Raw genomic sequence first — 15,195 nt, forward strand, 5'->3', positions numbered from 1 at the left:
CGCGATGTATTCGACCCAAGGCCTCTTCATCGCGGGCGCGTGGCGCAGCGCCTCGGACGGTGCGACGATGCCAGTCCATAGCCCGGTGACCGAGGCCGTCATCGGCACGATCCCCGTCGCGACCGAGGCCGATCAGGACGCGGCCCTTGCCGCCGCCGCGCGCAGCTTTCCCCTCTGGGCCGCCACCTCGGCCTGGGACCGCGCGGGCGTCCTGCGCCGCGCGGCCGACCATCTGCGCGCGAATGCCGATGCGCTGGCCAGCGTCATGTCCACCGAGACCGGCAAACCCCTGGCCGAGGCGAGGGCCGAGGTCATGGCTTCGGCCGACCAGTTCGAATGGCAGGGAGAAGAGGCCAAGCGGATCTACGGCCAGACCATCCCGGGCCGGAACCCGCATGAGCGGCTGTCCGTCAGCTACCAGCCGGTCGGCCCGTGCCTTGCGCTTTCGGCCTGGAACTTCCCCATGCTGCTGCCCGCACGCAAGATCACCGCTGCGCTCGCTGCCGGATGCAGCGTCGTCGCCCGCCCGGCCAGCGAGGCGCCGGGTAGCTGCTTTGCCCTGGCCGAGGCGCTGACTTCGGCGGGGTTGCCTGAAGGAGTGCTGTCGATCCTGACCGGGCCTGCCGTGCCGATGGTGGAACGGCTGATCCGGTCGCCGGTGATCCGCAAGGTGTCGCTTACCGGGTCGGTCCCCGTGGGCAGGCAGGTGCTGCGGATCGCGGCCGATGACGTGAAGAAGGTGACGATGGAGCTGGGCGGCCATGCCCCGGTGATCGTCCACTCTGACACGGATCCCGTGGCCGCCGCCCGCAAGCTGGCCGCGACCAAGTTCCGCAACTGCGGACAGGTCTGCATCTCGCCTTCGCGCTTCTATGTCCATCGGGCGATCATCCCGGCCTTCGAGACCGCCTTTGCCGAGGTGGCGCGGTCGATCCGCCCCGGTAACGGCCTTGACCCCGCCACCACGATGGGCCCGATGATCCGGGCGCGGGCCGTCGACGCCGCGCTGTCCCTGATCGCCGACGCCGAGGGCAAGGGTGCGCGGCTTCTGGCCGGGGGCGGACGCCCGGCGCATCTGAACCACGGGCATTTCCTGGAACCGACGGTGCTGGCCGATGTCCCGGACGCGGCCCGCATCATGCACGAGGAGCCCTTTGCCCCCGTGGCCCCGATTGCCGCCTGGGAGGACTTCGACGAGGTCATCGCCCGCGCCAATTCCACCGACTTCGGCCTTGCGGCTTACGTTTTCACCGAAAGCGCGGCGCTTGCCGCCCGCACCGCCGAGGCGCTGGAGGCGGGCATGGTGGGGATCAACGAAACGCTTCTTGCGACCGCCGAGGCCCCGTTCGGCGGAACCAAGCAGTCCGGTTTCGGGCGCGAGGGGGGAAGCCTTGGCATCCTTGACTACCTGACGCCCAAATACACCCGCCACCGCCTGAGCCTTGCGTGAAAGGACCCGACCATGACCAAACCCAGGGGCCTTGAAAACGGGCTGACCAACTACGGCGACCGCGACTTCGCCCGCTACCTGCGCCGGTCCTTCGCCAAGTCGATGGGCTATACCGGTGAAGCGCTGGACAAGCCCATTGTCGGCATCTGTACATCCGAGTCCGGCTTCAACAACTGCCACCGCCATTTCCCCGAGATGATCGAAGCGGTGAAGCGCGGCGTCCTTGCGGCGGGCGCGCTGCCCGTCACCTTTCCGGTGATCTCACTTGGCGAGGTCTTCCTGTCGCCCACGTCGATGGTCTACCGCAACCTGATGGCCATGGCGGTCGAAGAGATGATCCGGGCACAGCCGATGGATGCCGTGGTGCTGATGGGCGGCTGCGACAAGACCGTGCCCGCCATGCTGATGGGCGCGATCTCTGCCGACAAGCCCGCCGCGATGGTCGTCGCCGGGCCGATGATGACCGGGCGGCACCGGGGCGAACGCCTGGGCGCCTGCACCGACTGCCGCCGGTTCTGGGGCAGCTTCCGCGCTGGCAAGGTCCCGGCAGAGGAGATCGACCAGGTCGAAGGCCGTCTTGCCGTGACCTCTGGCACCTGTGCGGTGATGGGGACCGCCTCGACCATGGCGCTGATGGCGGAAACGATCGGCATGATGCTGCCCGGCTCGGCCGCGATCCCGGCGGTTCATGCCGATCGGCTGCGCAACTGCGAGGAAACCGGAAAGCTGGCCGCGCAGATGGCGTTCACCGGGGGGCCCCGCCCGACCGAGGTCGTCACCCCGGTCGCGATCCGCAATGCGCAGCGCGTGCTGCTGGCGGTTTCGGGTTCGACCAACGCAGTCATCCACATGGCCGCCGTCGCAGGGCGGATCGGGATGAAGCTGGACCTCGACGATTTCAACCTGCTGTCCGACGAAACCCCGGTTCTGGTCGACCTCAAACCCGTCGGCGCGGGATACATGGAGGATTTCCACTACGCAGGCGGGCTGGAGGGCGTGTTGCGCGAGATCGCACCGCAGCTGGAGACTGGAACCCGCAGCATCACGGGAGAGACCCTTGCCGACCGCCTGGCGCGTCCTTTGGCCGATCCGATCGACCGCGCGGTGATCCGCGAGGCAAGCAGCCCGATTTCCCCGGTGGGCGGCCTGATCGCTCTGAGGGGCAGCCTCGCGCCCGAAGGCGCGATCCTGAAGCGCGCCGCCGCGACCGAGGCGCTGCTTGAGCATGAGGGGCGGGCGGTGGTCTTCACCTCACTCGAGGACCTCGCCGCCCGGATCGACGATCCCGATCTGGACGTGACCGCCGAAGACATCCTCGTCCTGCAGAATGCCGGACCGAAAAGCGCCAGCGGCATGCCCGAGGCCGGTTACCTGCCGATCCCGAAGAAACTGGCGCAGGCCGGGGTGAAGGACATGGTCCGCGTCTCGGACGCGCGGATGTCGGGAACCGCATTCGGCACGATCGTCCTGCATGTCTCGCCCGAGGCTTCGGTGGGTGGTCCGCTGTCTCTGGTCAGGAATGGCGACCGGATCCGCCTGTCCGCCAGCAGGAAGCGGATCGACCTGCTGGTGGATGCGGCGACCCTGTCCGAACGGGCGACCGAAACCGTGGGATCAGGCTACAGACCGGCGCGCGGATACGCACGGCTGTATCATGAGCATGTCACATCGGCGACAGAGGGCTGCGATTTCGATTTCCTCGAGCCGATGGAGTGAACGCCAGCGGGAACAAGTCTGTCGGAACTTGAGGATGCGGCAGAGAACCGGCAGACGGACCGCATTTGGCCGGGTGTGTCGGCCTCGGGCGCGGTGCGCAGCGCCATCGAGGCGGCGATTGCGACCATAGCTCCGCCGAACAGCAAGGCCAGGACGATGCCCGGTATCGCCAGCCCGGCCAGCCATGCCTCGCGCAGCGCGGCGGCTCGGCCCGGCCTACACCAGCCACAGGCGCAGCACGCCCGCGACAAGCGCCAGGGCCAGCACGCTTGTGGACCAGATCAGGGCCAGCCAGCCAAGCCGCCGCAGCAAGGTTGGTGCGCTCAATGATAACCCCCCTTGGTGCTGGTCTTGCCGCGGAACACCCAATAGGCCCAGCCGGTATAGGCCAGGATCAGGGGTATGACGATGACGGCTCCGACCAGAAGGAACCAAAGGCTTTCCGGCGGTGCGGCGGCGGCCTGGATCGTCAGCGAAGGCGGAAGCATGTCGGGATAGATGCTGATCGCAAGCCCGGCATAGCCCATGGCGAAAAGGGCCAGCGCCATGACGAACGGCATATGATCGGGCGAACGGTCAATTCCGGTCAACAGCCGCAGCCCCGCCAGCGCGGCGAGCACCGGCACCGGCGCGGCGAGCAGAATGCGCGGGAAGGACAGCCAGCGTTCCCAATAGGCGCCCTGCACGAACAATGTCGCGAAGCTGACCAGCGCGACGAGCCCCAGCACGATGACGGTCAACCCGAAGGTCCAGGTCCGCGCCCGGTTCTGCAAGCGCCCGTCCGTGCGCCAGACCAGCCAGCCGGCCCCAAGCAGCGCATAACCCGCGACCACGCCAAGGCCGGTCAGCAGCGTATACGGCGTCAGCCAGTCGAAGAGCCCGCCCGCATAGGCGTTGTCGGCGATCTTGATCCCCTGAATGATCGCTCCAAGGATCATGCCCTGCGCCATCGCCGCCAGCCCTGATCCAACAAAGAACGCCTGGTCCCAGAGCGCCTTGTGCCGTTTGTCGCGCCAGCGGAACTCGAACGCGACGCCGCGAAGAATAAGGCCCACAAGCATGGCGATGATCAGCGGATAGGTGGCCGGCAGAAGAACCGCATAGACTGTCGGGAAGACGGCCAGCAGACCGCCGCCACCCATGACCAGCCAGGTTTCGTTGCCGTCCCAATAGGGGGCGATCGCGTTCATGGCCTGATCGCGGTCCTCGTCAGACTGAATGCGCGGAAACAGGATGCCGATGCCCAGATCGAACCCGTCCATGACGACGTAGACAAAGACCGCAAAGCCGATAATTCCTGCCCAGATCAGCGCCAGATCCATGGCTCAGCCCTCCTTGCCGGTCAGAGATTTGTGGCCGGCCGCCGGCGTGATCCCTGCCGCCCGCTCAGGCGCTTCGATCATCTCCGATGCGCTGCCGGGCGGTGCTGCCATCAGACGCAGGATGTACCAGATGCCCGCACCGAATGCGGCAAAATAGACGACGATAAAGATCAACAGCGAGGTCGCGACCGCCGAGGCCTGGATCGGTGCGACCGCTTCGACGGTTCGCATCTGACCATAGATCACCCAGGGCTGGCGCCCGGTCTCGGTGGTGACCCAGCCGGCGATCACGGTCACAAACCCGGTTGGCGATGCCACCAGCGCCGCACGTTGCAGCCATGGCGCGTCGTAAAGTCGGCCGCGGAATCTTTGGTAAAGGCTCCACCAGCCGACCGTAAGCATGATCATCGCCATGCCGACCATGATGCGGAAGGACCAGAAAGGTATGTAGACGGGCGGCCAATCCTCTTTCGGGTAGTCCTTCAGGCCGGGCAGCGGAGCCGTCGCGTCATGTTTGAGAATCAACGACCCCAGCTTCGGGATCGCGATCTGGAAGTGGACCCGTTCGTCTTCATTGCTGGGAAAGCCGAACAGGACCAGATGCGCTCCATTCGGGCTCGGGTCAAAATCGCCCTCGATCGCCAGCAGCTTGACGGGCTGATGCTCCAGAGTGTTGCGGCCATGCTCGTCGCCGACGAAAATCTGCACAGGCGTGACCAGAGCCGCCATCCACATCGCCATCGAGAACATCGTTCGCACGGGCGCGGAACTGCGACCCTTCAACAGATGCCACGCCCCGACGCCGCCGACCGCAAAGGCGGTCGTCAGATATGCGGCGAGGACGGTATGGACAAGGCGGTATGGAAAACTGGGCGTCCAGATGATCGCCCACCAATCGGCCGGAACATATTGACCGGCGTCGTTGAACACCGTGCCCTGTGGCGTCTGCATCCAGGAATTCACCGCAATGATCCATGTGGCCGAGACGAGCGTGCCAAGGGCAACCATGCAGGTTGCAAAGAAATGGATGCCCGGACCCACCTTCTCGCGCCCGAACAGCATGACACCCAGGAATCCGGCCTCGAGAAAGAAGGCCGTCATCACCTCATAGGCCATGAGTGGCCCAATGACCGGCCCGGCCTTGTGGGAAAAGGCCGACCAGTTGGTGCCAAATTGGTAGGACATCACCACGCCGGACACGACCCCCATGCCGAAGACCATGGCAAATATCTTTGACCAATAGGCGTAGACCGTTGCGTAGGGCTCGCCCTTCCAGAGCCACAGTCCGTTCAGCACGGCCAGAAAGCTTGCCAGCCCGATGGTGAAGGATGGAAAGATGAAGTGGAACGACAGGGTGAAGGCAAACTGCAGCCGCGCAAGCACCACTGCGTCGAAGAAATCGCTCATGCTTTCCTCCTGTCAGCCCGTTATGTTGGCCTGTCCCCAGAACAGCGCCAAGACTTTTCGCAGGAGCGCACGCCAACCGCTACATTCCGCGATCTAAGCGGCCGCCATGCCTGACGAGGCGACCGCAAGGGCCAGGAACCCTCCTGCCATGGCGACATGCGACAAGAACTGGTTCACATCCTTCCGATGGCCGACATAGCCCGTGACAAGGCACCAGATGCCCAGGAGGACGCTGAACAGGACGACCGGAAACCCGATCACCACACCGATACCGCCGACAAGTTCACAAAGACCGACAAGGTAGGCGAGGGCGGTTGCATCCGGCAGCCCCAGCCCGGCGAGCACCGGGACAAGCTTGGCCTCGCCCCCACGCAGCTTCATCACGCCCCAGATGATGAACGGAATACCAAGCATCAGGCGCGCGATGATGAGTGCAATCCCGGTCATGGAACATCCTTTTCACTTTAGGTGTGACAGTTGATCGATCATTCCCGCGACGTGCCGCATCAAACGATAGGTCGTTGCCGGGGCCGCCATGGTCATGGCACGACCCGAACCGGAATCGACTTTCCTGCCAGAGTGCCGCTGATGCCGTCGTGATAGCCGTTGGGGATCAGCGAATTCAACTCCGGATAATATCCAGCCACGCAGCCCTTTGTCAGCGGATAATCCAGCACTGTCAGCCCGGTGACCCGGCGGGTAAAGCCATCGTCATAAATCGTCTCAAGCCCGATGACCTGTTCGTTCCGCAATCCGCGTGCCGAGCGATCCTCGGGGTTCATGAACAGCACCATCCGGTTGCCCCAGACCCCGCGATAGCGGTCGTTGTCGCTGTAGATCGTGGTGTTGAACTGATCCTGCGACCGGACCGTCAGCAGGCGCAGCATCCCGGGATCGTCCACCGGATCGTCGGCATGCAGGCCGTCGAGGACAAGGAAATTGGCTTTGCCACTGTCGGTATGGAATTCGCGCCGACGCGGCGGCACATCAAGGTAGAACCCTTCGGGCGCCTTCAGCCGATCGTTGAAGCCGACGTAGATGTCACTGAACACCTCGGCGATCTTGTCCCGGATCAGGTCGTAGTCCGCGGCAAAGGCGGCCCAGGTCGTGCGGGTTTCAGACAGCGCGGCCATCGCGATGCGACAGACGATTTCGACCTCGGCCATGCAATCGTCGCTTGGCGGTTCCAGTACCCCGCGCGAGGCGGTGACCTTGGCGATCATGTCCTCGATCGTCAGCGTCTGGGGGCCCTTGGCGGTACGGATCACCTCGGACCGCGCGATCACCGGCAGGATCAGCGCCTCGCGTCCGTGGATCAGATGTCCGCGGTTGAGCTTGGTGTTGATGCCGACTGTCAGGTCAAGCTTGCCCATCGCCGCATAGGTGCGATCCGTGTCCGGGACCGCGCGGGCGAAATTGCCGCCCATGCCGATGAAGACACGCGCCTGACCGGCATACATCGCCTCGACGGCCTTCTGGACGTTGTGGCCATCCTCGCGCGGCGCATCGAACCCGAAGACACGCTGATAGGCGTCAAGCAACTCGGGCGTGGGTCGGTCATTGATACCGCAGGTGCGGTCGCCCTGCACGTTGGAATGGCCGCGCACCGGAACGATGCCGGCACCGGGCTTGCCGATGTTGCCGCGCAGGAACAGCAGGTTGCACAGCTGCTGCAAAAGCTGCGAGCCGCGCTGGTGCTGCGTCAGCCCCATGCCGAAACAGGCCATTGTGGCGTTGGACCGGACATAGACATCGGTGATCCGGCGGATCTGATCCTCGGTCACGCCGGAATGGGCGACGATCTCGGCCCAGTCCTGAGCGGATATGTCTGCACGCACTGCGTCGATCCCGACCGTATGCTGGTCGATGAAAGCCTGATCCAGCGCATCCTCGCCCGCCGAGGCGCGTTCGAAGATAGCCTTCATCATGCCCTTGATCAGCGCCAGATCGCCCCCCGCCCGGACGCGGACGAATTCGCTGGCGATGACGTCATGGCGGAAGGTCGCCATCTGAACCAAATCCTGCGGGCCGGTATATTGCTCCATCGCGCGTTCCGGCATCGGATTGATCGCGATGATCGGGATGCCGCGACGGCGCGCCTCGGTCAGATTGGTCATCATGCGCGGCGAATTGCTGCCGGTGTTCTGGCCGAATATGAAGATCGCCTCGGTGCTGTCGAAGTCTTCCATCCGGCAAGTGCCCTTGCCAATCCCGATCGAAGGCGGAAGCCCCCGGCTGGTCGGTTCGTGACACATGTTGGAACAGTCTGGGAAGTTGTTGGTGCCGAATTCGCGCACCATCACCGACCACAGGAAGGCAACTTCGTTCGGGGTGCGGCCCGACGTGTAAAACTCGGCCTGATGTGGCGTGTCGAGGCCGCGCAGGTGCCGCCCGATCAGCGCGAAAGCGTCGTCCCAACTGATCGGAACGTAGTGATCGGTCGCGGCGTCATAGCGCATCGGCTCGGTCAGGCGGCCCTGCATTTCCAGCCAGTGATCAGTCTGCGCGCGCAACGCGGTCACGCTGTGCTGAGCAAAGAAGGCGCGCGTCACACGTTGCTTCGTGGCTTCGAACGCCAAAGCCTTTGCGCCCTGTTCGCAGAATTCCAGCGTTTGGCGCTTGCAAGGATCGGGAAAGGCGCAACTGGGGCATTTGAACCCGCCCGGCTGGTTCATCGACAAAAGCGCTCGCGACCCCTTGGTCAGCGCACTTTGCTGCATCAGGGCCCTGGCGGTCGCCCCCGCTGCCCCCCAACCCCCCGCCGGATGCGCGTACGTGCGGTATCTGGGTTTGTCTGGCGGCATCTCTAACTACCTATTACTGCACGCACTGGGGTGAGCTTATCCGATCAAGCAAGATGATCAACCGTCAGTCTCAGCTCGAGAACGGGCCAAGCGGGCGAAGCGACCATCCTTGACCTTCAGGTGTGTGACCTGCCCCGCCACGTTCAACCTCATTCTGGCACGGAAAACGGCACCAATCCCTTGAGTTCAAGGGGGTTATTGCACATCAATACCATAAGGGGTGCTTTGGTGAGAGGCTGGACAACGACCCAAGCGGGGCTCGTTACGGCTGCTTCCTTCCGGACCTGACCGGGTTGGCGAGGCGCCTGCCCGCGCCAACCTCTCGCCGGGTGATATAGGCGGCGGCGGCGGGATTGGCAAGGAAGCTCTGGCTTGCATCGGCGTTGCATCGGAGTGGTCCGCTGGTCCAGTCTCATCAAGATGAAGGGGAGGGCAGGGGATGACACGGTTGCAACGCCTGGACTGGCCGGACCAGGGAACGCCGGACCTGCCGCCCGCCTTCTCGCTGGAGGAGGCCGAGGCGCGGCTTTCGGCGGTGCGTGCGGCGATGGCGCGGGCGGGGTATCAGGCGCTGGTGGTGTATGGCGACCGGGAGCATGCGGCGAACCTGCACTGGTTGACGGGGTTTGATCCGCGTTTCGAGGAGGTGGTGCTGGTCGTCACCCAAGGCGACGCGCTGCTGATCGCGGGGAACGAGTGTCTGGCCTATACGGTGGTCTCGCCGCTGGTCGCGGCGGGGCAGGTGCGGACCGGGCTTTGCGCCTCGCTGTCCTTGCCGAGCCAGCCGCGGGGGTCGCGGCGGCTGTGGGAGTGGCTGGAGGAGGTTATTCCTGCGGGGGCCAAGGTCGGCGCGGCGGGGTGGAAGTGGTACGGCTCGGATGAGCTGCCGCCAGGGGCCGACCCGGCGCTGGCGCTGGACATCCCGGCCTTCCTGGCCGATCCGCTGCGCCAGCACGCCGGGCGGATGGAGAATGCGACTGCACTTTTCATGCATCCGGGCTACGGTCTGCGGGCGCGGGTGGGCGTCGACGACATTGCCCGGCTGGAGTTTTCCAACCACATGGCAGCTTCTGCGCTGAAGCGGATGGTCTTCACGCTGCAAGAGGGGATGACCGATTTCGCCGCGGTCGAGGCGGCGCGGATCGGGGGGCTGCCGCTGGGCTGCCATGTCACCTTTGCGATGGGCGAGACGCCGGGCCTGTCGGGGCCGGTGGGCGACCGGATCCGGCGCGGCATTCCCGCCAGCTTCAACATCGCGCATTGGGGGTCGAACATCTGCCGCGCGGGCTGGATGGCGCGCGGCGAGGGCGACCTGCCGCCGGGTGCGGCGGGCTATCTGGAGGAGTTCGTCTTTCCCTATGCCCGCGCGATGTCCAACTGGTGTGCGATGATGCGGCCCGGCGTGACCGGGGGGGCGGTCTGGGCGATGATCGACGACCGCCTGCCGGAGCGCTTCGGCATCACGCTGAACCCCGGCCACCTGATCGGGCTGGACGAATGGATGTCCTCACCCATCATGCCGGGGTCGGGGATTCCGCTCGCCTCGGGCATGGCGATGCAGATGGACGTGATCCCGGCGCATCCGGGCTGGGGCTCGACGCGGATGGAGGACGGCTATGTCATCTCCGACGAGGGCTTGCGCCGGGCGCTGGCGCGGACGCATCCGAACGTGGCCCGGCGCTGCGCGGCACGGGCCGAGTTCATGCGGCGGGTGATCGGGATGGAGGTGCCGGAAAGCCTGCTGCCCTTGGCTGACACCTGCGGGATCATCGCGCCCTGGCTGCTGGATCCGGCGCAAGTCGTGGTGCTGTGACGCGGCGTTCCGGGTGACGAGGCGCGCGGGCTTCGCCATTCTCTGCCTGCGAGGGAGACCGCCATGACCAGCTATCCGCACCTTCTGTCGCCGATCACCCTGGGCGGTGTGACGCTGAGGAACCGCAGCCTGATGGGCTCGATGCACACCGGGCTGGAGGAGACCGGCGACTGGGGCCGGGTCGCGGCCTTCTATGCGGCGCGGGCGCGGGGCGGAGCGGGGCTGATCGTGACGGGCGGCATAGCGCCGAACCGGGAAGGCGGGGTGTTTCCCGGCGCGGCGGGGCTGTTCTCGGCCGAGGATATCGCCAACCACCGGCGGGTGACGGAGGCCGTCCATGTCGAGGGCGGGCATATCGCGATGCAGATCCTGCATGCCGGGCGCTATGCCTATGGCAAGGAGTGCGTGGCGCCGTCCGCGATCAAGTCGCCGATTTCCCCGTTTCCCCCGCGCGAGCTGGACGAGGCGGGGATCGAGACGCAGATCGCCGACATCGCCACGGCGGCGGCGCGGGCCATCGAGGCGGGCTATGACGGCGTGGAGGTGATGGGGTCGGAGGGCTATTTCCTGAACCAGTTCCTTGTTACCCATACAAACCGCCGCACGGATCGCTGGGGTGGGGCTTACGAGAATCGGATGCGCCTGCCGGTCGAGGTTGTGCGGCGGGTGCGCGCCGCGATGGGGCCGGGAGCGGTGCTGGTCTACCGCATCTCGCTGATCGACCTCGTTCCGGATGGATCGACCTGGGACGAGGTGGTGCAACTGGCGAAGGCCATCGAGGCGGCGGGGGCGTCGGTGCTGAATACCGGGATCGGCTGGCACGAGGCGCGGGTGCCGACGATCGCGACCTCGGTTCCCCGTGCGGGCTTTGCCCATCTGACGGCGCGGCTGCGGCCGGAGGTTTCGATCCCGGTCATCACCTCGAACCGGATCAACACGCCGGAGGTGGCCGAGCGGCTGTTGGCCGAAGGCGCGGCGGACATGGTGTCGATGGCGCGGCCCTGGCTTGCGGATGCAGAGTTCATCGCCAAGGCCGCGGCGGGCCGGGCGGCCGAGATCGCGCCCTGCATCGCCTGCAACCAGGCCTGCCTGGACCATACGTTCAGCGGCAAGCTGACCTCCTGCCTGGTGAACCCCCGGGCCTGTCATGAGACGGAGCTGGTCTATGAAGCGGCGACCGCTCCGAAACGAGTGGCCGTGGTCGGCGCGGGGCCGGCGGGGATGATGGCCGCCATCGTCGCCAGCCAGCGGGGGCATCGGGTCACGCTCTTCGACAGGGCGACCGAAGTCGGCGGGCAGTTGAACCTGGCAAAGCGGGTGCCGGGGAAGGAAGAGTTTCACGGGCTGCTCGACTGGTTCGCCACGATGCTGCATGCGCCGGGGGTCGAATTGCGGCTGGGGCATGAGGTGAAGGCCGACGATCTGGCGGGTTTCGATGAGGTGGTGATCGCCACCGGCGTCACCCCGCGCGATCCGGGGATTCCGGCGGAGCCGGGGGCGAAGGTCATGTCCTATATCGACGTGCTGAAGGGCGCGCCGGTGGGCCGCCGGGTGGCCGTGGTGGGCGCGGGCGGGATCGGCTTCGACGTGGCCGAGACGCTGGTGGAGGGCGGCGCCAGCCCGACATTGGATGCGGGCCTCTGGCGGCGGGAATGGGGGGTCAGTGCGCCTTGGAAGGACCGCGGCGGGTTGGACCCGGCGGGGCCGCAGCCGCACCCTCCGGCGCGGGAGGTGCACCTGTTGCAGCGCAAGGCGGAGAAGCCGGGGCGTCATCTGGGCAAGACGACCGGATGGATTCACCGGGCGAACCTGGCGATGAAGCGGGTCAGGATGCAGGGCGGGGCGAACTACGAGCGGATCGTGCCCGAGGGGCTGTGGATTTCGCACGGGCCGAACCGTGACCAGCCGGAACTGCTTGCCGTCGATGCCGTGGTGCTGTGTGCGGGGCAGGAGCCGGACCGGGGATTGTCGGCGGAGCTGGAGCGGCGCGGCATCCCCCACCACCGGATCGGCGGGGCGGATGTGGCCGCCGAACTGGATGCCAAGCGCGCGATCAATCAGGCCGCGCGCCTGGCGGCAGGGCTTTAGAGAAGCTCGTCGAGGACTTCATCCTTCCTTGCGAGGAGAACGAAGTCGCACGACGAGGCTTGCGTCAGCCGTTGGTGGCAGGCGCGGTGATCACGCCACCGTCCAGAGCCGCCTGCAACTCGGTTGCATCGACGTTGCCGTCGGCACTGGTGTCGATTGCCTTGAAACTGTCCTCGGTCAGATCGGTCCAGACTGCCTGAAGCTCGACCAGCGACCAGCTGCCGTTGCCATCGGTGTCCGGCACGTCCGGCAGGGTGGCCTGCGCGAGGGCGGCCGAAGCCAGGGCGAACGGGGCGAGCACGAGTGCGATGCGTTTCATGGAAGTCTCCTTTTTCTATCCACGATTGCGAGGCCCGGGTTTCCCCGGCCCGGCACCGACCTAATCGGAGGAGGAAGGACATTCCATACATTGACGACAAAGGCGAAATCGGACGGCGCTCACCCGCCGGATCGTACATAAAACCGGGACAATATCCCGCCGACCGGTCGGATCCAAACCTTTCCCCGCGCATGGAACCCAGGGCTTTTGGCGGGAGTGTGCCGAGCCCGTGACCCGGTGCAACGTTTCGCTGCCATGAACGATCCCCCACAATACCCCGGATCAACCGCTCGATTGCCACCTTCCTGCCCGATTTCCCGGTGAAACCTGTCTGCAACAAACCGGCGTGACTGTTCCCGAAGAGGACAAGATGGATCGACTGACAGAGATGGAGGCCTTTGCCACGGTTGTGGACCAGGGTGGCTTCACCGATGCAGCCAAGAAGATGGGGATTTCCAAATCCGCCGTCTCGAAACATGTGTCCGCCCTGGAGGCACGGCTGGGCGCCCGGCTTCTGAACCGCACCACGCGCCGCGTCTCTCCCACTGAAATCGGCCTGGCCTACTATGACCGCGCCCGCCGCGTGCTGAATGACGCAGGCGAGGCCGATGCGCTGGTGACGTCGATGCAGTCCGCGCCCTCGGGCCTCTTGCGGGTGTCGGTGGCCACCGATTTCGGCGTGAATCTCCTGTCGCCGATCCTGGGGGACTTCCTGCTGGAATACCCGGATATCACCGTGAACATGGTCCTGAACAACCGCTATGTCGAACTGATCAGCGAGGGCTTCGACATGGCGATTCGGGTGGGTGAGCTGGAGGATTCCTCGCTCCGCGCCCGCAAGCTGACCGAGACGACGAAGCGCATGATCGGGGCGCCGGGCTATTTCCAGAAATTCGGGCGGCCGCAGAAGATCGACGATCTGAACGACCACAAGCTTCTGCACTATTCCAACCAGGCGAATGGCAACGTCTGGAAGATCACCGCCCCTTCTGGCGAGAAGCGGCAGGTCCGCTCGGTCGGCTGGCTGACGGTGAACGACGGGCAGTCGCTGCTCAACGCCGCGATTTCCGGCCTTGGCATCGCCTATCTGCCAAGCTTCCTTTACGCCGATGCGATGCGGCAGGGTCTGGTGGAAGAGGCGATTCCCGGCCTTCCGGTCGAGGTTCTGGGCATCTACGCAGTCTATCCGCCGGGGCGGTTCACCCAGCCCAAGGTGCGGGCCTTCATCGATTTTCTGGCGCGGCGCTATACCGACAAGGGCCCCGACAACTGGTAAGAAACCTTCGGTTCGGGGCCTCTCTCCCCTGGCCGGTCAACGGGTCGAGGTGACGATCACCTCGACCCGTCTGTTTTTCTGCCGCCCCTCCTCGGTCTGATTCGTCGCGCGCGGGGCGAGAAAGCCCACGCCCTTGGCCTCGACCCGGGCGGGGTCCACGGCAAAGCGGTTGATCAGCACTTCGGCCACGGCTTCGGCACGGCGTTCGGACAGCGCCGTGTTCGCGGCGAGGCTGCCCGAAGCGTCGGTGTGCCCGACCAGCGCGATGGTGCCGTCCGGGTTCGCTTGCAGCCACCCGGCCACGGCGGCGAGCGAGGGGTAGTCGCCATCGGCCAGGCTTGCGGCGCCGCTGGCAAAGACCAGATCGTCCAGCACCGCCGAGCCGACCGCGTCCAGTGCGGCGGCGATGTCCGATGCGGGCTGGGCCGCCTCGACACCGCGCGGGGTGGCATCGTCTTCCAGCGTCACCGGGGTTTCGACCGGCGTCACCGGCTCTGGCGCATCCGAGACGCGGGTGATCTGCACATAACCGGCGCCCGCGCTGCGGCTGACCAGGATCGACACCGCCTCGTCCCCGGACTGCGCCGACAGGAAGCGGAAGTCGCCCAGGTCGACATGCATGTCGGGTTCCGGCATCACCTCGGTGTGGAAGCGGAAGTCGAAGCCGCCGCAGGCGCGGGCATCGCATTCGAAGACGACCTCGTAGCCCGCGGCAAGCACCTGGTCGCGCAGGGGGGCGATCAGGGCCAGCGTCGTCATCCCGGCTGCGTCGAGGCGGAAGGCCCGCTGATCCAGCGACCCTTCCACCTGGCGCGCGGGCACGCTGGTGCCGTCGAAGGCGGCGGTCGGAAGGGCATAGCTGCCCGGAAGCTCGCTGCGGGTCTCTTCGGCGAGCACCTTGGCAGGCAGCTCCAGCGTCAGGGCGACGGCAGGCTGGGCCAGGGCGGCCAGGAGAGGGAAAAGGAAGATGGCCTTCGGCACTGCCCGGGTCGCTTTCCGC

12 protein-coding genes and 1 other RNA gene are annotated in these 15,195 nt (G+C 66.0%); 5 read left to right on the forward strand and 8 right to left on the reverse strand.

What is annotated here, in order from left to right; genetic code table 11:
* Positions 1-4 precede the first annotated feature (4 nt).
* Together JNJ68_RS17965 and JNJ68_RS17970 are read left to right on the forward strand one after the other, a co-directional pair.
* On the forward strand, positions 5-1,450 hold the full coding sequence (locus tag JNJ68_RS17965; protein ID WP_294984663.1) for an NAD-dependent succinate-semialdehyde dehydrogenase: 1,446 nt from the start codon (positions 5-7) through the stop codon (positions 1,448-1,450).
* A gap of 12 nt (positions 1,451-1,462) precedes the next feature.
* Complete coding sequence (locus JNJ68_RS17970; protein ID WP_294984665.1) at positions 1,463-3,166, forward strand: dihydroxy-acid dehydratase; 1,704 nt, start codon at positions 1,463-1,465, stop codon at positions 3,164-3,166.
* Between the two features lie 216 nt (positions 3,167-3,382).
* On the opposite strand, the gene JNJ68_RS17975 is transcribed toward JNJ68_RS17970, so the two are convergent.
* From JNJ68_RS17975 to ffs, 6 genes are all read right to left on the reverse strand, one after another.
* Positions 3,383-3,493: a DUF2474 family protein gene (locus tag JNJ68_RS17975; RefSeq protein ID WP_294984668.1), complete on the reverse strand. Its 111-nt coding sequence runs from the start codon at positions 3,491-3,493 to the stop codon at positions 3,383-3,385.
* Complete coding sequence (gene cydB, locus JNJ68_RS17980) at positions 3,490-4,488, reverse strand: cytochrome d ubiquinol oxidase subunit II (RefSeq protein WP_294984671.1); 999 nt, start codon at positions 4,486-4,488, stop codon at positions 3,490-3,492. Before cydB ends, JNJ68_RS17975 begins: the two co-directional genes overlap by 4 nt.
* Positions 4,489-4,491: 3 nt before the next feature.
* Complete coding sequence (locus JNJ68_RS17985; RefSeq protein WP_294984673.1) at positions 4,492-5,895, reverse strand: cytochrome ubiquinol oxidase subunit I; 1,404 nt, start codon at positions 5,893-5,895, stop codon at positions 4,492-4,494.
* A gap of 93 nt (positions 5,896-5,988) precedes the next feature.
* Complete coding sequence (locus JNJ68_RS17990) at positions 5,989-6,342, reverse strand: DoxX family protein (RefSeq protein ID WP_294984676.1); 354 nt, start codon at positions 6,340-6,342, stop codon at positions 5,989-5,991.
* A gap of 92 nt (positions 6,343-6,434) precedes the next feature.
* Positions 6,435-8,699 carry an FdhF/YdeP family oxidoreductase gene (locus JNJ68_RS17995; protein WP_294984679.1) on the reverse strand — a complete coding sequence of 755 codons (2,265 nt, stop codon included), beginning with the start codon at positions 8,697-8,699 and terminating at the stop codon, positions 6,435-6,437.
* A 226-nt stretch (positions 8,700-8,925) separates the two neighbouring features.
* An RNA gene (ffs, locus tag JNJ68_RS18000) (signal recognition particle sRNA small type) lies at positions 8,926-9,024 on the reverse strand.
* A gap of 114 nt (positions 9,025-9,138) precedes the next feature.
* Between ffs and JNJ68_RS18005 the strand changes: the two genes are divergently transcribed.
* Positions 9,139-10,512: a M24 family metallopeptidase gene (locus JNJ68_RS18005; RefSeq protein ID WP_294984682.1), complete on the forward strand. Its 1,374-nt coding sequence runs from the start codon at positions 9,139-9,141 to the stop codon at positions 10,510-10,512.
* 63 nt (positions 10,513-10,575) lie between these two features.
* Positions 10,576-12,600 (forward strand): NADPH-dependent 2,4-dienoyl-CoA reductase, encoded by a 2,025-nt coding sequence (locus tag JNJ68_RS18010; RefSeq protein ID WP_294984684.1) that lies wholly within the window; start codon positions 10,576-10,578, stop codon positions 12,598-12,600.
* A 64-nt stretch (positions 12,601-12,664) separates the two neighbouring features.
* On the opposite strand, the gene JNJ68_RS18015 is transcribed toward JNJ68_RS18010, so the two are convergent.
* The gene (locus tag JNJ68_RS18015) at positions 12,665-12,919 is read right to left on the reverse strand and encodes an EF-hand domain-containing protein (RefSeq protein WP_294984687.1); all 255 of its coding nucleotides are present in this window, start codon (positions 12,917-12,919) and stop codon (positions 12,665-12,667) included.
* Between the two features lie 370 nt (positions 12,920-13,289).
* Between JNJ68_RS18015 and JNJ68_RS18020 the strand changes: the two genes are divergently transcribed.
* Entirely contained in the window at positions 13,290-14,195 is a 906-nt protein-coding gene (locus JNJ68_RS18020; RefSeq protein ID WP_294972586.1) for a LysR family transcriptional regulator, read from the forward strand.
* Positions 14,196-14,231: 36 nt separating this feature from the next.
* Here JNJ68_RS18020 and JNJ68_RS18025 read toward each other — a convergent pair whose 3' ends face one another.
* On the reverse strand, positions 14,232-15,176 hold the full coding sequence (locus tag JNJ68_RS18025; RefSeq protein ID WP_294984690.1) for an OmpA family protein: 945 nt from the start codon (positions 15,174-15,176) through the stop codon (positions 14,232-14,234).
* Positions 15,177-15,195: the final 19 nt, after the last annotated feature.

The organism is Tabrizicola sp. (assembly GCF_016793705.1).
Classification (GTDB): Bacteria; Pseudomonadota; Alphaproteobacteria; order Rhodobacterales; family Rhodobacteraceae; genus Tabrizicola.